Genomic DNA, 18,331 nt, shown 5'->3' with positions numbered 1-18,331 from the left:
ACGACCGCCGTTTGGGTGAAGAGGACACGCGGGTCCAGGGCCCTGGCCAGCTGGGCTTGCCCCCAACTGGGGCCGGCCACGCCGCCGAGCAGGGCCATGAGCAGTAACGTGAAGTGGAGGGAGGCCGAACAATTCTTCATGCAACGGGAGAGAGTGAGCCAAGCAGGGTGGGACCTTGGCAACGTGAAATCAGGAGAGCAAGCTACCACATTACTGGGCGCAGCGCGCTCATCGAAAGGGTTCACAAAAACGGTCCGAAGGTAAACAGGCTCTGTTCACTCAAAGGAGGGGATTACCGGTAGTTAACGCTGGCCTGGGCTCATCCACTGCACATTGTATTCGAGTGCTGCCAATAGGTTCTGTTTAACTTCCCCTCGCAACGGCACCCGGTCGCGCGCCACCTCCTTTTTTACGCCGTTCAGTAAGGCGGTGACCGTTCCCTGGTTGGTCAGGTCCCGCCGGTACTCGGGGAACCCGTCGCGGGTGACTACGACCGTAAAAAGGGCGTTCCGGGGGGTGCGAACCGAATCGGACAAGGCCGTCACGGCGCGCAGTTGCTGTAAAACCAGAACGGCGAGGCCGTCCGCTTCCCGTTCACTCACTGTGAGGTGGGCCCCGAGAAACCCCTGTTCGGAACGGGTGGCGGTGTCGGCACTCACGCACACGAGCAGTCCGGGGGTGCGGCCATCGCCACTATTGGCCACGACTGAAACCACGCACCGAGCGGGCAAACCCGCCAACGCAATCAAGGCCAACTCCTGAGCCGTCCTCTCCGGTGGTTTTGCGGCAGCACAAGCGCCCGTTGCGCCCGCAACGGCCCCTGCCAAGCTCAACACAAGCAGACGCCTCCACCGCATCCAAGTGTTTCGGGGAGGTAAAAACGCCAACAGCCTCATGCTGAAAGGTAGCGAGATTCGTTCAAGAAAACGGTGGATTTTATTTCAATATGCCTGCTTCCTGCAGTGGCCGAAGCTTCCAACAAGTCCGGGTACTGCTACCGAATAGCGGAGAGCCGTCCCCAACACGTCGGGGGTGGATTACAGTAATCCAGAACCCGCCCCCGACAAGGCGGGTACGGGTTCTGGTGATTTAAAAGCGGTTCCCGCCTTGTTGGGGTGGGCTTGGAGCCAGGCAAAACCCGGCCCCAACAAGTTGGAACCGGGTTCTGGTACCTCAGGAAGCCGGGGCCGACAAGTCGGGGGCCGCTGCCGCTTTTTTGGCGGCCTTCTTCTGCGCCTTACGCGCGTATTCAGCCTTCGCGAAGTCGAAGAAGCTGTACACCTTCTCGGGCTGCTCGAACTTGAGCTCGAGTTGGGCCTTGAGGCGGTGCTGGGCGCGGGCAATGGCGGCGCGGTCGTCGGCCAGGGCAAGCTGAGCGTCGGTGATGTCGCCGTCCTGGGTGTCGCGGGTTTCGTCGGCGGCATCGAGCGCGGCGTACAACTGCTGGGCATCGGCCCCGAGCGTGGGGTACAGGGCTGCCTGGTTGGCCACGTAAAGGTTCAGCAGCAGCTTCGAGTCGGTGAGCAGCTTCGGCTGGTTGCGGCCGGCGAGCTTGCTCTTGCCGAACTTCTTGAAGTCGGCGTAGACGGGCAGCTTGCGCAGCTTGGGCGTCACGTAGTCCTTCATGGTGTCGTCCACGAATTCGAGCCACTTGGCGCGGGCCGCGTGGAACGCCTCGGTGCCACCGGCCGTGGACTGGTTGCGGTCGGTCAGGTTCTCGTCGAAGCCGGCGATGGCCGTCTCCAGCTCGGCCAGCAGCGGCGTGAAGGCTGCTCCCAGGGCCGCCTCGCGCAGGGTGCGCAGGGTGTACTGGGCCTGGGCTTTGTATTCGGGCCGCGCCATGCGCAGGCTCAGAAACAGGTTGTCGAAATAGGTAGAATACGCGCCTTGCATGGAATATGAAATGAGGGGAAAGGAAGTACCGAGTAGCCGGCAGCGGACTGACAATCAGCCGCACCGCAAGAGTACGGCGAATTTCACGGCCGCCTCATTGCTTATGGCGCGAAGCTTGCATTTGCGGGCCTTGCACCGCGCAAATCTGGCCGGTGGACTCTTTTTACCGTTAAAGGCTCAGTCAATTTGTTTCCTACTATGAAAAACGCTCCCCTTTTTGCGCTGCTATTGGCCCTGCCCCTGGCGGCCCACGCCCAGACCAAAACCACTACCCCAGTTAAACCCAGCACCTCCACGGCCACGGCCAAGCCTGGCACCGAGCAACAAATAACCGAAGTAACCGAAGACCTTGACCCGGCCACCGGCAAGGTTATCCGCCGCACCACCCGCACCACTACGGTGCCCGCTGGCACCGCCGCCCGCCCCGCCACCACGGTCATCAACCCCAGCCCGAGTACCCGTTCCAGCAGCGTCGAAACCGTACCCAGCGGCGCGGCCAGCGACACGGCCGTATCGAACTTTTTCCGCGAGCGCATCGTGGTGGGCCGCCTCACCGCCCCGCAGCTGCTCGATACCTACACCCGCTTCCTCGATAAAGTACGCGAAGACCGCCGCAGCTGGTCGCCCAACGATTGGGCCCGCGCCAGCAACGTGCTCAGCAGCCTCAACGGCCGCTACGAGCAGCTCCGCAGCGGCTACACCCTCGACGACAAGCTGACCATCCGGGGCGTGCAGGGCGAATTCCAGGCCCTGCGCGCCGCCAAGCAGATTTCGGGGTCGGTATCGGATAAGCTGTAGCATAGAGAACCATTTTAAACGAGAACACCCGACGCCAGCTACTGGTGTCGGGTGTTCTCGTTAAGGGGTGAACGGTGTAGGGGCGGGGCTCGCCCCCGCCCGTCGGTCGCACTATCTGTTCCGTTCAACAACGGGCGGGGGCAAGCCCCGCTCCTACACTGTTCAGGGTTGTTACCGTGCTACACGCCCACCAATTGCCAGAATAACCGTGTCGTCGGCCGGCTGGCTGACAACCTGGGTCCGCGTCGCCGGGTTGCCAAACAAGCGGCGCAGCACCAGGTGAGAGGGCACGTAGAACAGCAGCAGCAGCCCCGCCATCCAGGCCATCAGATACAGGGGAGCGGGCAACCACGTCTGCGGGTGGGCATCATCGAAGCCAAACACATAGTTGATGTTAACCGGGATTTTGGGGTCCGACAGCACGGTGCCGGCTGCAGGCATAAAGAAGTACGCCACCAGGCACAGGCTCCAGCCCAGGGCCGTCCAGGCCAGCAGGGCGCGGCGGTCGTAGCCCAGGCGCTTCACCAGGAAGATGAGCAGGAAAGGCAGCCAGCCGTGGAAAAACGACAGGCCCCGCAGAAACAGCGAGCGGTTCTCATCGAACATGTACCCCGTAAGGCCCACCAGATGCACGTTGAACAGTTCACCCAGAAAATCGGCGCACCACAACACCTGGGGCACCAGAATGCCAACGGCGGCCATCGAAGCGGGCAATGCTTTCTCCGTCCAGAGGGCAATAAAGCTCAGCAGCAACGCCACGTCGCAGAAGTAGAGAAAGTTGGTGGGGCCGTAATCGTGGTAATACACCGGCACCATGATGGCCAGAAAGGCACTAACAACCAATTTGAGGGCAAAGGGCAAACGGGGCGAGGCAGCGTTCATAAAAGCCTGTTGGGAAAGGTGAGCTGGGGGAAGCAGGCGGCGTTGCCTGCTACTAGAACCGATACAAAGGAAGACCAGCCCTTATGCGCTCCCAACCCAAAAACCACCTTTACAGGACTTACCAGCCGCAGTTCACAAAAAGCAATATATTGCAAACTAACATGATACACGCCAGGTGTCAGACTTTTGAACCTGGCAACCGCTGGCTTTATCCCTCCAATGCCTGCGATAAATCAGTCCGCAACTCCTCTACCGGCTCACTGCCTACGCTCAGCCGCATCAGTCCAACGGAGATGCCCAACTCGGCCGACTAGGCGTCGGTCAGGGCCCGGTGCGAGGCGCAGAGGCGAAACGAGCACAACGGAAGCCCCCCGCCTCCTGCCGGCGGTAGGGAGTGCCCTAGCGCGGCAAGGCTACCCGCACCGTGGCCAGGTAAGCCGCCACCGCCAGGGCCGCCCCGGCCGCCAGCCCAAATGTGAGGCCCGGGCCCGCTACCTCCCAGAGCAGGCCGGCCCCGGCGCTGGCCACCAGCGCGGCCAGGCTGCTAAGGCCGCCCAGCGTGCCCAGCGCCGCGCCCACATCGGCCCGGGCGCAAAGGGTGCTCACCCAGGCCTTGCCCACGCCTTCGGTGGCAGCCGCATATAGGCCATACAGCCCGAACAATAGCGCCAGGATACGCACATCGTGCACCAGCGCCACCCCGCCATACACCACGGCAAACATCGCCAGGCCTGCTACCAGCAGGCGGCGCGGCCCCAGCCGGTCAGCCATGTGGCCCAGCGGCCAGGCACTCACCACGTAGGTGATGTTGTAGAGCACGTAGAGGCCAATTACGCCCGGGGCCGACACCCCGCGCTCGCGGGCCAGCAGTAACAGGAAGGCATCGGAGCTGTTGAATAAGGCAAACGCCAGCAGCCCGCCCACCACGCGCCGGTAGCCCGCCGGGGCCTGCGCCCAGTACCGGAATGCCCCCCAGAAGGGCACCACCGGCCGGCCCGACGGCTCGGCCCGCCGCTCGCGCAGCAGCAGCGCCACGCCCACCGCCAACGCCCCCGGCACAAACGCCCACAGAAACAGTGGCCGAAACTGTCCCGGGTGCCCGGCCAGCCAGCCCAACGCCACCAGCGGCCCCAGCACCGCGCCCAGCGTGTCCATCGAGCGATGGAAGCCGAACACCTTACCCCGGTTCAGCGGCGTGGTTTCGTCGGCGAGCAGGGCATCGCGGGCCCCCGTGCGCAGGCCCTTGCCCAGCCGGTCGATGGTGCGGGCCAGCAATACCCACGCCGGCGTAGCCAGCACGGCCAGCAGCGGCTTCGACACGGCGCTGAGGCCGTAGCCGGCCTGCACAAAGGGTACCCGCCGCCCCAGCCGGTCCGACCACTGCCCGAAATAGCCCTTGCTGAGCCCCGCCACGGCCTCGGCCACACCTTCGAGCAACCCGATGAAAAACACCGAAAAGCCAATGGATTGCAAATACAGCGGCATTACCGGGTACAGCATCTCGCTGGCCAGGTCGGTGCCCAGGCTGATGAGCGACAAGAGCCAGACGGCCCGGGTGAGGTAGGAGAAGCGCCGCATCAGATAACGCAAAACTGTTGGTAACCCAGGACATGCCGGCCCGGTAGCTCACATATGTGCGCAAGCATCCCCGGCTACTTATGCCAAGGCCTGCGATAAATCGGCCAGCAATTCCTCTATCGGCTCAATGCCCACGCTCAGTCGCACCAACCCAACGGAGATGCCCAACTCGGCCCGTTGGGCATCGGTCAGGGCCCGGTGCGAGGTGTAGAGGGGAGACGAGCACGACGAATCAACCCCCGCCAGCGAGGGTGCAAACGGAAACCGCTTGCTGCGCTGCATAAAGCGGTTGACAACTTCCGCATCGTCCGGTAGCCGCATCGACAGCATCCCCCCGAACCGGCCGCCACCCTGGTCGGCCGCCAGCTGGTGCTGTGGATGCGCGGCCAGTCCGGGGTAATACACCGCCTGCACGGTGGGCTGCTGGTCGAGAAATTCTGCTACCGCCCACGCGTTTTCACTGTGAGCAGCTACGCGCAGGCGCATGGTTTTCATGCCGCGCACGCTCAGCCAGCTTTCCATCGGGCTCAGGGTGAGGCCGAAGACAATGCCAATCTGGCGCAGGCGGGCTACGTCTTCGGTGGTGCGGGCCACTACGGCGCCGGCCGTCACGTCGGAATGGCCAGCCAGGTATTTGGTCACGCTGTGCAGCACAAGGTCGGCCCCGTAGCTCAGTGGCCGGGTCAGCACTGGGGTAGAAAACGTGTTGTCGACTACTAGTTTCAGGCCGTGGCGGTGGCATTCGTCGGCGGCGGCGCGCAAGTCAACCACGCGCAGTAGGGGGTTGCTCATGGTTTCGCACAGCAGCAGGCGCGTGGTGGGCTGCACGTAGCCGGCCAGCTCGTAGAGGCTTTCGAACGGCACGTACGTTACCGTAATCCCCAGCCGGCTTAGTTCCAGATTCAGCAGGGCTGCCGAGCCCCCGTAGATGTCGGCCGCGCACAGCACGTGGTCGCCAGCCTGGCAATAGGTGAGCAGCGCCGCGAAAATAGCCGCCATGCCCGAGCCCGTGGCCACAGCCCCCGCGCCGCCTTCCCATTGCGCCACGGCACTGGCCAGCTCGTCGGAATTGGGGTTGCCGTTGCGCGAGTACAAGTAGCGGCTGCCCGGCTCGTCGAAATACTGCTGCACCGCGTCAAGGTCCTCAAACTTGAACACCGACGTTTGGTAGATGGGCGTAATTTTAGGCTGAATGTTGGACATGAGCGGCACTGGATACAGCATTTTGGTTGGCGCGCAAAGGTAGGCCCGAGCCTTTGTGCTCAACAGGCAGAATACTTCGAATTTTAGCTCGCCTCCGCAAAGCAAGAACGGCAGGGTGCACATGCACAGGCCTACTCTTCCAAGCGGGGCCGGTTGCTTTTATCCTTCCGGGGCCGGTTCACCAGCCGGCGGACTTGCCGCCACTAGCTCTGTCGCTTCATGTGTCAATTGGTGGGTCCGGTTCTCGCGCCGGAATACCTCCATCAACACCAGGAAATACGACACCAGCAGCGGCCCAACCACCAGCCCAATAAGACCGAAAATCTCCACGCCCAGCACCAGCCCAACCAGCGTCACCAGCGGGTGGATGTCGCCCATGCGCTTGGCCAGCATGATGCGCAGCACGTTATCGACGTTGATAATCACAATAAAGCCCACCAGCAGAATGCCGATGGCTTGCCCGTTGTTCCCCACCGAAAACTGGTAGAGCGCGGCAGGCCCCCACACCAGCGGTGTGCCTAGCACTGGCAGAAAAGCCATAAAAAACGCCACCACGCCCCAGAACAAGGCATCGGGCACGCCAAAAATCCACAGCGTCAGCCCCGTCAGAATAGACTGCACCATGGCCACCAGTACCTGCCCGAGCACATTGGCATTCACGTTGTTTTTCAGCGACTCGCCCAGACTTTCCAGCGTCTCGTTGCGAAAGGGCAAATACCGGTGCAGCCCCAGCAGGAAGTAGGTTTCCTGCATAAACATGTAGTACATCGTAAACAGCATCAGGCCCACGATTACCAGGAAGTTGAGGGCGCTGCTGGCCAGCGTCGGTAGCCAGCCACTCACCTTCGCGGCGCCCTGTAGCAGTACCTGCCGCACATTCAGCTGCTCGGCCAGGCGCAGGCCCGTGGCTTTTTCCACGCGATGCACTACTTCCATTATTTGCTCGGGGTTCTTCGCAAACACCACCAGCCGGTCAAGCAGCAGCGAACTCAGCGCGTAGAAGGGCACCACCAGCACCACCAGCGTTATCAGCAGTATTCCAACTGTAACTAGCCGCGCATTCCAGCGCCGCTTGTGCACCAGTGCCACCCACCACGGCCGAAACACCACGAACAAAATACCCGCCGCCAAAAAGGCCGTGAGGTATTGCGCCAAGCCCAGCAGCATCAGGGCCGCCAGCCCCAACAGCGAGGCTACCAGCAGCACATAGCGTTGCCGGGGGGTGTAAATATTTTCGACGGCCGCGAACAGATTAAACGGTTTTTGCATAGAAGAGAAGAAAGCAATAGGGCCCCAACTGCAAGCTATACGGCCGGCGGGCTTTTTGGCTGGCTGGCGCAATAAAACCAAAAAGCCTTTCCCCAATGGAGAAAGGCTTTTCAGAGTAGCCGCTGGGCAACGGCTACAGCTTTTGCATGGCGCTGGCGAAGCTGTCGGCGGCTGGGCCACCATTGGGCAGCTTGCGCAGCCGGGCCTGGTAAGCAGCGGCCTTGTCTTTCTCTTTTAGCTCGATGGCCATACGCGTCAGGTTCATCAGCGTCGATATATCATTGGGGTCGAGGGCGTCGGCCTGCTGCATCTTCTCGTACGACTCCTGGGTTTTGTGCAGGTGGGCGTAGTACACCCCCATATTGAAGTAGCCCAGCGAATTCTGCGGGAAGTATTGTTCCATTAGCTCCGCGATGGGACGGCCGTTTTCCAGGCCTTTGTCGCCGGGCTGCTTCCAGTAATTGCTGGCGAAGGGTTCGATGGCCGCTGGCACAAAGGCATTTTCGGGGCCGGGCAGCGGTACTCCGTCGCGCCAGAGCCACGGCTTGCCGCCATTTTTGCGGGCTTCCAGGGTTTCGCGGATGGTCTGCAGCAAGGGCCCGGGCTGGCCCACCATCTCATAGCTTTTCGCCAGGCCCATGCGCATATCCAGTCGCTCAGGCGCTAAGGCAATGCCTTGCTTCAACGTTGCGGCGGCCTGTGCCATGGTGGCCGGGTCATAGCTGATTACTACCTGCGGGCGCGGAGCGGGCGTGGGCGCTCCGGCTACTGCGGCAACCGGAGCAGCCGGCACGGGCGTGCGCCGGGTAGCCTTGTTCAGCAAAAAGTTGAAGCGAGCCACGTACAAATCGGGGTCCTTGGGCGTAGCCTTTTCCCACTCAGCAAGCACTTTTTCGGCTGCCGTCACATCACCGGCCTTGAATGCTGCCCGGAATTGCTCCCGAAAACCATCGGCCCAAACCAGACTGCTAAGTCCAGCCCACAACACTGCTAGAAAAAGAATTCGCCGTACCATCGCCTGCATGTAAAAAAGATTTAATTGCACTGCAAGGTAATAAACTTCCCGTTATGCCCACAAAAAATCCCCGCTACCTGTTCAGGTAGCGGGGATTTGTCAGTCGGGAATAGTACCGCGAGCAGCTTACGCCACTGCGCCTTCGGCTAACACAATCACATTATTGCGCAACACTTCCACCACGCCGCCTTCGATGCGGATGACCTCGCGGCCGCCAGCACCGCCAGACAGCGTCACGTCGCCAGCCTTCAGGGCTGCGATAAGCGGGGCGTGGTTGTTCAGCACTTCAAAAGAGCCATCGGCCCCCGGAAACTGGGCCGACGTCACTTCGCCTTCGAAAACCTTGCGGTCGGGGGTGATGATTTCTAAATGCATTTCTTAGTTATCAGTTGTTCGTTGTCAGTTGTCAAGCTTCAGCGACATGTTACCAGCAGTCAGAACAAACCAACAACTGGCAACAAGCAACTGACAACTAAACCTATTTTGCTTCTGCAATCAGGCGCTCGCCTTTTGCTACGGCATCCTCGATGTTACCAACCAGGTTGAAAGCCGCCTCGGGCAGGTGGTCGTACTTGCCGTCGATGATTTCGTTGAAGCCTTTGATAGTGTCTTTGATGTCAACGAGCACACCTTTTAGGCCAGTGAACTGCTCAGCCACGAAAAAGGGCTGCGACAGGAAGCGCTGCACGCGACGGGCACGGTTTACTACCTGCTTGTCCTCCTCCGACAGCTCATCCATACCCAGGATGGCAATGATGTCCTGGAGTTCCTTGTAGCGCTGGAGCAGCTCTTTCACGCGCTGGGCGGTGTTGTAGTGCTCGGCACCGAGGATGTCGGCCGACAGAATGCGCGAGGTCGAGTCCAGCGGGTCAACGGCCGGGTAGATGCCCAGCTCGGCGATTTTGCGGCTCAGTACCGTCGTGGCGTCCAAGTGGGCAAAGGTGTTGGCCGGGGCCGGGTCAGTCAAGTCATCGGCAGGCACATACACAGCCTGTACCGAGGTGATGGAACCGCGCTTGGTCGAGGTAATACGCTCCTGCATGGCACCCATTTCGGTAGCCAGCGTGGGCTGGTAACCTACGGCCGAAGGCATACGACCCAGCAGAGCCGATACTTCCGAACCTGCCTGCGTGAAGCGGAAAATGTTGTCGATGAAGAACAGAATGTCGCGGCCGGCACCGGTGCCGTCGCCATCGCGGAAGCTCTCAGCAATGGTCAGACCCGACAGGGCCACGCGGGCACGGGCTCCGGGGGGCTCGTTCATCTGGCCAAACACGAGGGTAGCCTGCGATTTCTCCATCGCCGCCATGTCCACCTTGCTCAGGTCCCAGCCACCTTCTTCCATCGAATGCTTGAAGGCATCGCCGTACAGAATGATGTTGGATTCGATGAACTCGCGCAGCAAGTCGTTGCCCTCACGGGTACGCTCGCCCACGCCGGCAAACACCGACAGGCCTTCGTAGGCCTTGGCCACGTTGTTGATAAGCTCCTGAATCAGTACGGTTTTGCCCACACCGGCACCACCGAACAAACCAATTTTGCCACCCTTTACATAAGGAGCCAGCAGGTCGATAACCTTGATGCCGGTGAAGAATACTTCCGACGAAGTGGCCAGTTCTTCAAACGCCGGGGCATTGCGGTGAATGGACAGACGCTCGCCGCTCTTGGGCTGCGGAATACCGTCAATGGCCTGACCAATAACGTTGAACAGACGGCCTTTCACGCCGTCGCCGGTGGGCATCGAGATGGGGGTACCCAGGTCGCGCACCTCGGCGCCCCGGGCCAAGCCCTCGGTCGAGTCCATGGCAATGGTCCGAACCCGGTCCTCGCCCAAGTGCTGCTGGCATTCCAGCACTACCACTTGGCCGTTCTCTTTGGTTACTTCGAGGGCGTCGAGGATGTTGGGCAGCTTGGTGTTGTCGCCCGCGAAGCTCACGTCAACGACGGGGCCGATGACCTGAGTGATTTTGCCGGTATTGGCCATTTGGTTGTATTTATGATGAAGTTGATGCTCTTTTCAGGCCGCAAAATTACGGCCCAAACCCCGTTTTTCCAACCCCAATCCATTGCGGTAGCCGGGCTGCCCCCTCCCCTACTGCATATTACTTAGGCCGTGTAAATCAGCCTATAGCAGGAATTGGCAGCATTTCACCCGTTGGTTGGCCTATTTTTTTACAGAAAATTTTTCACCAAATACTTGCCTCGAATATTTTCAGCTGTACATTTGCACTCCCAAACGGCACGTAGCCCGCTGGGAAATTGTCCGATGGTGTAACCGGCAACACGCTTGATTTTGATTCAAGAAAGTCCAGGTTCGAGCCCTGGTCGGACAACGACAACGCTCGAGTAAACGAAAAGGCGCTGGCTTCTCCAATTTCCGGAGTGGTCAGCGCCTTTCGCTTTTCTACTTGGCTGGTTTTTCAAGCCTCAACTGTAGCAGGCCTTCGCGCATCAACTCACCATCAGCACCTTCCCCAATGAAACAGGTCAAAATTTTCGCCGGCAGCGCCTCCCAGGTCCTCGCCGAAAGCATTGCCGCCGCCTATGGCACTTCCCTCGGAGACCTTACCGTGCAGCGCTTTGCCGACAACGAAATGGGGCCCAGCTTCAACGAAAGCATCCGCGGCTGCGAGGTGTTTCTGGTGCAAAGCACTTTCCCGCCGGCCGAACACCTCATGGAGCTCATGCTGATGGTGGATGCGGCCAAGCGCGCCTCGGCCCACAAAGTTGTCATCGTAATGCCTTATATGGGCTACGCCCGGCAAGACCGCAAAGACAAGCCGCGCGTGAGCATCGGTGCTAAAGTAGTGGCCAATATTATCCAGAGCGTAGGCACCGACCGCCTGATGACCGTGGACCTGCACGCCGGCCAAATTCAAGGCTTTTTTGATATTCCCGTCGACCACCTCGATGGCGCGACCGTGCTGGCGCCCTACATCAAGTCGCTGAACCTGGAAAACCTGATTTTCGCTTCGCCCGACGTGGGCGGCGTGGTGCGTACGCGGGCCTTCGCCAAGAAATTTGGGGCCGAAATTGTGGTCTGCGACAAGATGCGCGTGCGGGCCAATGAGATTGCCTCGATGCAGGTAATCGGCGACGTGAAGGGCATGGACGTGGTGTTTGTAGATGACATGGTCGACACTGCCGGCACCATTTGCAAAGCCGCCGCGCTGGTAATGGAGCGCGGCGCCCGCTCGGTGCGCGCCGTGGTGACGCACCCGTTGCTCAGCGGCCCGGCTCACGACCGCATCCGGGCCTCGGCACTCACGGAGCTTATCACAACTGATACCATTCCACTGGCCCAGGAGAACGATAAAATCCGGGTGATTTCGCTGGCGCCGCTGTTCGCGGCCGCTATCCGCAACGTGGTGACCCACGAGAGCATCAGCTCGCTGTTTGTGTAGAAACCTAAGGCCCAGGCAGGCTTCGACAAGCTGTTGGCTTCGGCTGGCAGCTTGTTTGTTTTGCTCGCCGGTCCCGACATTCGGCCTGATGCCTATGCTAGCCCCTTTCCGCTTTGCTGCTCGTTGCCGGCAGTTAGCTGGCTGTGCACTTGCGCTATTCGTGCTGCTGGCAACCGCCAGTGCGGGGCGAGCGCAGAACTCGCAGCGAATCGACTCGTTGCAACGCATCGCCACCACGCAAACCGACACCACCAGGGCTTGGACGCTCACCCGGCTGGCCTGGGAGTACCGCCCCTACGACCGCACCAAAGCCCTGACATTTAACCAAGAGGCGCTGGCGCTGGCCGTTCGGGCTGGCCACGTAGAGCAGCAAGGATTTTGCTGGATGGCGCTGGGCAATGTGTACAGCTTCCACGAGGAGGAAGGCCCGGCGCTGGCAGCTTACCAGCAGGCCGAGCCGCTGCTGCGGGCGGCGGCGGGCCGGCGGCTATCGCTCCGACTGGCGCAGCTACACTACAATTGGGGGCTGTTACTGCGCGAGCGCCTCAGCGACAACGCGGGAGCGGTACCGCACCTGCTCTTGTCGGTGCGGGCCTATGAACAGATGGGTCGCTACCGCGAACAGGCTATGAGTCTCAATGCCATCGCCAATTGCCTGTACTACGAGCAGCGAACGGCCGAAGCTTTCGCCTACTACCAACAGGCCGAAACGGCCGCCCAGCGCGGCGGCAGCCTCGAAGAGCGGTTGGCGGTGATGAACGATTTTTACTGCAGCTACCTCGCGCTGTACGCCAAGGACCCTAAACCCGCTTACCTGCGGCTGGCAGTTGAGCACTTGCAGCAGGGCGTAGCGCTTATCCGGCAACACCCGCAGCAGGTGTCGCCGCAGTACCTGCCCACTTTTCTCACGAACCTGGCGGAAGCCTGCACCTGGAACCGGGAATTTGACCGGGCCCGCCAGTTCCTGCACGAAAGCACGGCCCTCGCCACGTCCATGGGCATTGATAACCTGCTGGCCCACAACTACGGCATCCTGGCTGGGCTCGAAGCGGAGCAGCAGCACGCGGCCGCGACGGCTGCCGCCGACCAGGCTTACCGCAACCTGCCCGCCGTTAACCTCGAAGACCAGGCAATAATCGCGCAGCAGTTGCAAAAAGCATATGCCCGCCTGGCCTTGTGGCAGCCCGCCCATCGGTGGCTAGCCCGGTACACGGTCCTGCGCGACTCGCTGGCGGCGCGCACGAACGCGCAAACGGTGCGGCGCCTGACGCTGCAATACGAGGTGGAGAAAAAGGATTTGAACATCCGGGCGCTGCAGCAGCAAGCCACCTACCAGCGCTGGCTGCTGCTGCTCATCGTGGGCGTGGCCGGGCTGCTGCTGGCGGCGGCGGTGGCCTTTGCGCGTTCGAGCCGGCTGCGCCGTCGGGTGGCCGAACAGCAGCTGCTGCTATCGGAGCAGCAAGGGATGGTGGCGCGCCAGGAGCACTTGCTCACGCAGCAGCAGCAGTTGCAGCTGCAGCAGGAGGTCGACTACAAGCACCGCGAACTCACCACGGCCACGCTCAACCTGGAGCGAAAGAACGAGTTGCTGCTGGCTTTGCGCAAGGAGCTGGAGCAGGTGCCCGAAACAAGCCAGCAGCTCAAACCGGCCTTCCGGCTCATCAACCAGAACCTCCAGCTCGATGAGGACATCGACCAGTTCCGCCTCCACTTCGAGGGCGTACACCCGCGCTTTTTCCAGAACCTGAGTGCCCTGGCCGCCCTCTCCACCACCGAGTTGCGGTACTGTGCCTACCTGCGAATGGGCCTCGCCACCAAGGAAATTGCCAACCTGCTCAACATTGAGCCGCACTCGGTGCGAGTGGGTAAGCACCGCCTGAAGCAAAAGCTCCAGCTAAGCAAGGAGATTGATTTAGAGCATTTTATTCAAAATATATAGCGCTGTATACACTTTGTAACGCCCCATTGTTAGGTTATGCTGGCAGAGCACTGGCACCTTTGAGCCGTCGCGACAACCAAGGGACCGCCGAAAACCTTTCAGAGTAGGCACCTCACTTTTTACATCCGGGCATTTTATTGGGCAGCCCGCTTGGGCCGGGCCCGCACCCGCCGTTTCCCGGCGTCGGGGCAGCCGGCCTGCGTTTGGCAGCGCGTGCAACAGCCCTATCAGGCTGCCGGGATGATGACGTTTTGCATTCAATCAATTGGCCATCCAGCCGGCTACTCCAACCTTAGTTGGATAGGCGGCCGGCCACCTCACCTAACCCTTTTTCACCATGAAATCATCCTTCTTTTCCAACTTCGCCCCCAAGGCCATCCTGTTGGCATTCGCTTTGGCTGCTGCTTCCTGTAGCAGCAAAAAAGAGGAAACCACACCGACCAGCACGACAGTCGAACTGCCTGCAGCAGTTATCGCCACGTACGGCGGGCAGCTATCCTATACGGGCAGCTCAATAATTGGCAGCTCCAACGGCACAGCCACCATCAGCAAAAGCGGAGACAAAACGTATTCTATCACGTTCAGTGACAGGGTGCCGGCCATCACCAACCTAAAGTTTCAATCGGCTAGTGGGGGAAACTACGCCACCGTGGGCAGTGATGGAAGCACGGCTGGCATGACCCTCACATCCAGCGACCTCAACATTGGCGTAACCAAAGGCAGCGAAACCTGGGGTTTCAGCGGCACCAAGTAATCGGGATACACCGTTTAAAATTTGTTTATCAGCACAATAAGGCCGGCTTTCGTTCTCACAACGAAGGCCGGCCTTCTTGGTGCGCGCGCCGGCAGCAAGCCAAGCGGAAAGATTAACGCGCTACCATTCGATTCTGGCACAATTTTGTAGAAAGGGCTTTCCAACTGGAACTTTTTTCTGCAAACGTGATGAACAAGCTTTACACCTCCACTTTCACCCTTTTGTGTGCGTTGCTGCTTAGCGCGTGCGCCTCGTCGGTGCACATTCGGGCACTGGCTCCCGCGGCAGTTCCCATGCCGGCCAACCTGCAAAGTGTGGCCACGGCCAACCGCATTATTCCGGAGTCGCGCCGCGACAAATTCTTCGACGCATTGGAAGGCGCTTTTACCGGCGAAGGCCTAGGCGTGGACCGCGCCGGTGCCGATGAGTGCGTGAACGTGGTGGGCCAGGCCCTGGCCAACAACAGCTACCGTTTCCGGGTGACGCAGGCGCAGCTGCAACTACTGGGCCGCAGCCGTGAGTTCTTTCTGCCGCCGCTGGCTCCGCGCTACGTGCAGGATTTGTGCCGCCGCACTCAGGTCGACGGCCTCGTGGTGCTCGAAGCCTTCGACTCGGATATGCTACTGAGCCACACCAACGGCTTCCGCACTTATAAAGACAAAGAAGGCACCGAGCACAAAGTGCCCACGGTGCACGTGGAAATGATAATGAAAATCGTAACCGGCTTCCGCACTTACGGCGTGGCGCAGGGTTTCGTGCTCGACCAAGCCCGGCAGGAAGACCAGCTGGTGTTCAGCGGCAATGGCGACAGCTATCCCGAAGCGCTGCGCCAATTGCCCCCGCCCGAGGAGTGCATTCGCCGGGTGGCGCAGCGCGCTGGCGACGGTTACGCTCGCCGCATCGCCCCTTCTTATATTGATTTGAACCGTAATTACTTCACGCAAGCCAAAAAAGACGCCCGCATGAAGGAAGCCGCCCTACGCGCCGAAGCGGGCGACTGGACGGGAGCCGCTACCCTCTGGCAGCAGTCGGCCCGCCACCTCGACCCTAGAATTGCCGGCCGTGCTTTCTATAACCTGGCCGTTGCCTGCGAAGTGCGTGGCGACTTGCCAGCGGCCATCGACTGGGCCAAAAAGTCGGCTTTCACCTGCGACAATGCCCAAGCCCGCCAATACCTGCGGGTGCTGAACGACCGCATGCAGGCCCAGGCGGTGGTGCAGGAGCAGCTTAAAAGCGTGCCAAGCGGCAACTAACTTGCTGCTATGTTCAAGGTGTTGCGGTTGCTCATCGGGCTTGGTCTTGTCGTAGGCATGCTGGGAGCACAGCCTGCGCTAGCCCAGAAGGCCATCACCAAACCGTGGGGACGCACCGACCTGGACACGCTGATTTCGGTGCGCACACCTTACCGAGTCCAGGACATCCAGGAGCCGGGAGCGCCTTGGCTCACTGCGTTCTTCACCAAAGGCAGTTACCATCATTTCGTGATGATGCGGCTGGACGTAACCGCGATGCTGCAACAGCGACTGGATGCCGGTTCGCGCAAGAGTCATTCGATGCGGGCCGATAGCACAAAGCTGACCGCAGTGACCCTGGACATTAACAAATGCCTACGGCTACTGACAAAAAGCCCACTGCTGGCTATCAACAAACCCAGGGCGGGCCGCGATTACGTCGTGGGTTTGCCATCGACTCCCGGTGGACAAGCCAGCCGCCGGGTTTATACCGGCGCCGACCCGGACTCGCACGAACCAGCTCTGATGGAGGTGCAATGGTTCGAACTGAACGGCGTAGTTTATTTCTTCTTTTGCACCACTGTGGACCCCGATGGCGAAGATGCCCGTCAGGAAAAACAGAAGTATTTCAGCACGATAACACTAAGCGGCCGTAGGAATTACTCTGGGCCGTGTAGGCAGCCCCTTTATGTGTTCTGCTGTTCCTATTCGCTTCCGCAGAAGCAAGGGAGCACCGAAGTCACGAAGCACTCCTTCAGCATTATTGCCTTCAAACCAAGTCAGCGCTAGGTTTTTGTGGGCATAACCGCTACCTTTGCGGCCCGTTTGCCACCAACTCCGGTAGCAAACGGGCATTTTTTATCTTCTCAAAAAACCACTTTTATGAAAAGCCTCGAGATTGTAGGGTTTAAAAGAGCGAATCTCGGTAAAACGGACGCCAAGGCATTGCGCCTCGACGCTCAAGTACCGTGCGTATTGTATGGCGGCACCGATACCGTGCACTTCTCCGTGCCCGCTATCCTGTTCCGCGAGCTGTTGTACACGCCGGAGGCTCACATCGTGGACCTGAACGTAGAAGGCACCATCTACAAAGCTATTGTGCAGGATGCCCAGTTCCACCCCGTGAACGAGATGCTCCTCCACGTTGACTTCCTCGAATTGGAAGAAGGCAAAGAGGTGAAAATGGACATCCCCGTGAAGTACGTTGGCGTTTCGCCGGGCGTACTGGCCGGTGGCAAACTGGTGAGCAAGCTGCGCAAAGTGCGCGTGCGTGCTACGATGGACAACCTCCCCGACTACGTTGAAGTGAACATCGGCACCATGGAGCTCGGCAAATCCATCAAGGTGGGTGCCGTTGAGCCAAAGAACTACACCATCCTCACCAACGCGGCGGCACCTATTGCCACCATCACCATCCCGCGCGCACTGAAGGGCGAAATGGCTGCCAACAAGTAATCCTGAACTGCAGATTTAGCGGATTAAATGAATTTCAACAATTCTTTCATCCATTAATTTGCGTTTCAATCGAAAAGCCGCTCCAACTTTGGGGCGGCTTTTTATTTGCACTGCGAAAAGGCTTTGGTTAGCCTTTCAAAAGGCAGCAGTTTCTGCGCATTGATGCCGGAATCTGTATAATCCGTTTACTCCGTTTACGCTGCGGTTCAGATGAAATTCCTCGTCCTCTGCCTGGGCAACATTGGCCCCGAATACGCCGATACCCGCCACAACATTGGCTTTATGGTGGCCGATTATCTGGCGGCAAAATTCGATGCTCCACGCTTTGAAATCGGCCGCCATGCGTTCACGACCGAATTCAAGCACAAAGGCCACACCTATGTGCTGGTGAAACCCACCACCTACATGAACCTGAGCGGCAAAGCAGCGGCGCACTGGTTGGCCACGCTGAAAGCCCCCGTCGAAAACATGGTGGTGGTAACCGATGACTTAGCCCTCCCCTTCGGCAAGCTGCGCCTGAAGGGCCAAGGCTCGGCAGGCGGGCACAATGGGTTGAAGGATATTCAGGCTACGCTGGGCACCGATGTATACGCCCGCCTACGTTTCGGCGTCGATGCGAATTTCCCCAAAGGCCGGCAAGTAGACTATGTCCTGAACGCGTTTTCGGGCGATGAATTAATTGAGCTGCCCACGCGCATTGAAAAATCTGGTGAGGCCATTTTGGCCTTTGGTGCAATGGGCCTGGAACGAGCAATGAACGTGGTAAATGTGAAATAATAATTACTCTTTTTCCAGCGGCAGGAACACAACGCAGCGTTATTTCGCTTGGTGAATAAATCCTGATAACTGATGTTACGCAGCCAGTTTGGTCAAAGTGTAGTGCATGGCTTTGAGTCCGCGCAAATAAAG

General features: G+C 59.8%; 17 protein-coding genes and 1 tRNA gene. 9 read left to right on the top strand and 9 right to left on the bottom strand.

From position 1 onward, the window contains the following. Positions 1-302: 302 nt before the first annotated feature. Both ABD837_RS13035 and ABD837_RS13030 read right to left on the bottom strand, forming a co-directional pair. The gene (locus ABD837_RS13035; protein ID WP_345055156.1) at positions 303-659 is read right to left on the bottom strand and encodes a hypothetical protein; all 357 of its coding nucleotides are present in this window, start codon (positions 657-659) and stop codon (positions 303-305) included. Positions 660-1,173: 514 nt separating this feature from the next. Then, positions 1,174-1,893, bottom strand: a complete 720-nt coding sequence (locus tag ABD837_RS13030; protein WP_345055154.1) for a hypothetical protein — start codon at positions 1,891-1,893, stop codon at positions 1,174-1,176. A gap of 198 nt (positions 1,894-2,091) precedes the next feature. Between ABD837_RS13030 and ABD837_RS13025 the strand changes: the two genes are divergently transcribed. Beyond that, positions 2,092-2,691: a hypothetical protein gene (locus ABD837_RS13025; RefSeq protein ID WP_345055152.1), complete on the top strand. Its 600-nt coding sequence runs from the start codon at positions 2,092-2,094 to the stop codon at positions 2,689-2,691. A gap of 171 nt (positions 2,692-2,862) precedes the next feature. On the opposite strand, the gene ABD837_RS13020 is transcribed toward ABD837_RS13025, so the two are convergent. The 7 genes from ABD837_RS13020 to atpD form a co-directional block, all read right to left on the bottom strand. After that, positions 2,863-3,573, bottom strand: coding sequence for a membrane-associated protein (locus ABD837_RS13020; protein WP_345055150.1), 711 nt, complete (start codon positions 3,571-3,573; stop codon positions 2,863-2,865). Positions 3,574-3,972: 399 nt separating this feature from the next. Beyond that, positions 3,973-5,151 (bottom strand): MFS transporter, encoded by a 1,179-nt coding sequence (locus ABD837_RS13015; protein ID WP_345055147.1) that lies wholly within the window; start codon positions 5,149-5,151, stop codon positions 3,973-3,975. A gap of 78 nt (positions 5,152-5,229) precedes the next feature. Further along, on the bottom strand, positions 5,230-6,354 hold the full coding sequence (locus tag ABD837_RS13010) for a trans-sulfuration enzyme family protein (RefSeq protein WP_345055145.1): 1,125 nt from the start codon (positions 6,352-6,354) through the stop codon (positions 5,230-5,232). Positions 6,355-6,513: 159 nt separating this feature from the next. After that, positions 6,514-7,623: an AI-2E family transporter gene (locus ABD837_RS13005; protein ID WP_345055143.1), complete on the bottom strand. Its 1,110-nt coding sequence runs from the start codon at positions 7,621-7,623 to the stop codon at positions 6,514-6,516. Between the two features lie 133 nt (positions 7,624-7,756). Further along, the gene (locus ABD837_RS13000) at positions 7,757-8,608 is read right to left on the bottom strand and encodes a tetratricopeptide repeat protein (protein WP_345055141.1); all 852 of its coding nucleotides are present in this window, start codon (positions 8,606-8,608) and stop codon (positions 7,757-7,759) included. 156 nt (positions 8,609-8,764) lie between these two features. Beyond that, positions 8,765-9,013: an ATP synthase F1 subunit epsilon gene (atpC, locus tag ABD837_RS12995; protein WP_345055138.1), complete on the bottom strand. Its 249-nt coding sequence runs from the start codon at positions 9,011-9,013 to the stop codon at positions 8,765-8,767. Between the two features lie 103 nt (positions 9,014-9,116). Then, positions 9,117-10,622, bottom strand: coding sequence for a F0F1 ATP synthase subunit beta (gene atpD, locus ABD837_RS12990; RefSeq protein ID WP_345055136.1), 1,506 nt, complete (start codon positions 10,620-10,622; stop codon positions 9,117-9,119). A 276-nt stretch (positions 10,623-10,898) separates the two neighbouring features. On the opposite strand from atpD, the gene ABD837_RS12985 reads away from it, so the two are divergent. The 8 genes from ABD837_RS12985 (at position 10,899) to pth (ending at position 18,199) form a co-directional block, all read left to right on the top strand. Continuing rightward, positions 10,899-10,971 (top strand) — tRNA-Gln (locus ABD837_RS12985). Positions 10,972-11,115: 144 nt separating this feature from the next. After that, on the top strand, positions 11,116-12,042 hold the full coding sequence (locus ABD837_RS12980; protein ID WP_345055134.1) for a ribose-phosphate pyrophosphokinase: 927 nt from the start codon (positions 11,116-11,118) through the stop codon (positions 12,040-12,042). 160 nt (positions 12,043-12,202) lie between these two features. Continuing rightward, positions 12,203-13,981: a LuxR C-terminal-related transcriptional regulator gene (locus ABD837_RS12975; RefSeq protein WP_345055132.1), complete on the top strand. Its 1,779-nt coding sequence runs from the start codon at positions 12,203-12,205 to the stop codon at positions 13,979-13,981. Positions 13,982-14,318: 337 nt separating this feature from the next. Then, a complete protein-coding gene (locus tag ABD837_RS12970; RefSeq protein WP_345055131.1) occupies positions 14,319-14,735 on the top strand; it encodes a hypothetical protein in 417 nt (138 codons plus the stop codon). A gap of 188 nt (positions 14,736-14,923) precedes the next feature. Further along, positions 14,924-15,988: a DUF6340 family protein gene (locus tag ABD837_RS12965; RefSeq protein ID WP_345055129.1), complete on the top strand. Its 1,065-nt coding sequence runs from the start codon at positions 14,924-14,926 to the stop codon at positions 15,986-15,988. 9 nt (positions 15,989-15,997) lie between these two features. After that, complete coding sequence (locus tag ABD837_RS12960) at positions 15,998-16,756, top strand: hypothetical protein (RefSeq protein WP_345055126.1); 759 nt, start codon at positions 15,998-16,000, stop codon at positions 16,754-16,756. 93 nt (positions 16,757-16,849) lie between these two features. Then, complete coding sequence (locus ABD837_RS12955; RefSeq protein ID WP_345055124.1) at positions 16,850-17,422, top strand: 50S ribosomal protein L25/general stress protein Ctc; 573 nt, start codon at positions 16,850-16,852, stop codon at positions 17,420-17,422. A 210-nt stretch (positions 17,423-17,632) separates the two neighbouring features. Further along, entirely contained in the window at positions 17,633-18,199 is a 567-nt protein-coding gene (gene pth, locus ABD837_RS12950) for an aminoacyl-tRNA hydrolase (protein WP_345055121.1), read from the top strand. Positions 18,200-18,331 lie beyond the last annotated feature (132 nt).

The organism is Hymenobacter glaciei, from assembly GCF_039539585.1.
GTDB lineage: Bacteria > Bacteroidota > Bacteroidia > Cytophagales > Hymenobacteraceae > Hymenobacter > Hymenobacter glaciei.
The sequence above is the reverse complement of the archived record's forward strand: the minus strand, read 5'-3'. Positions and strand labels throughout refer to the sequence as shown.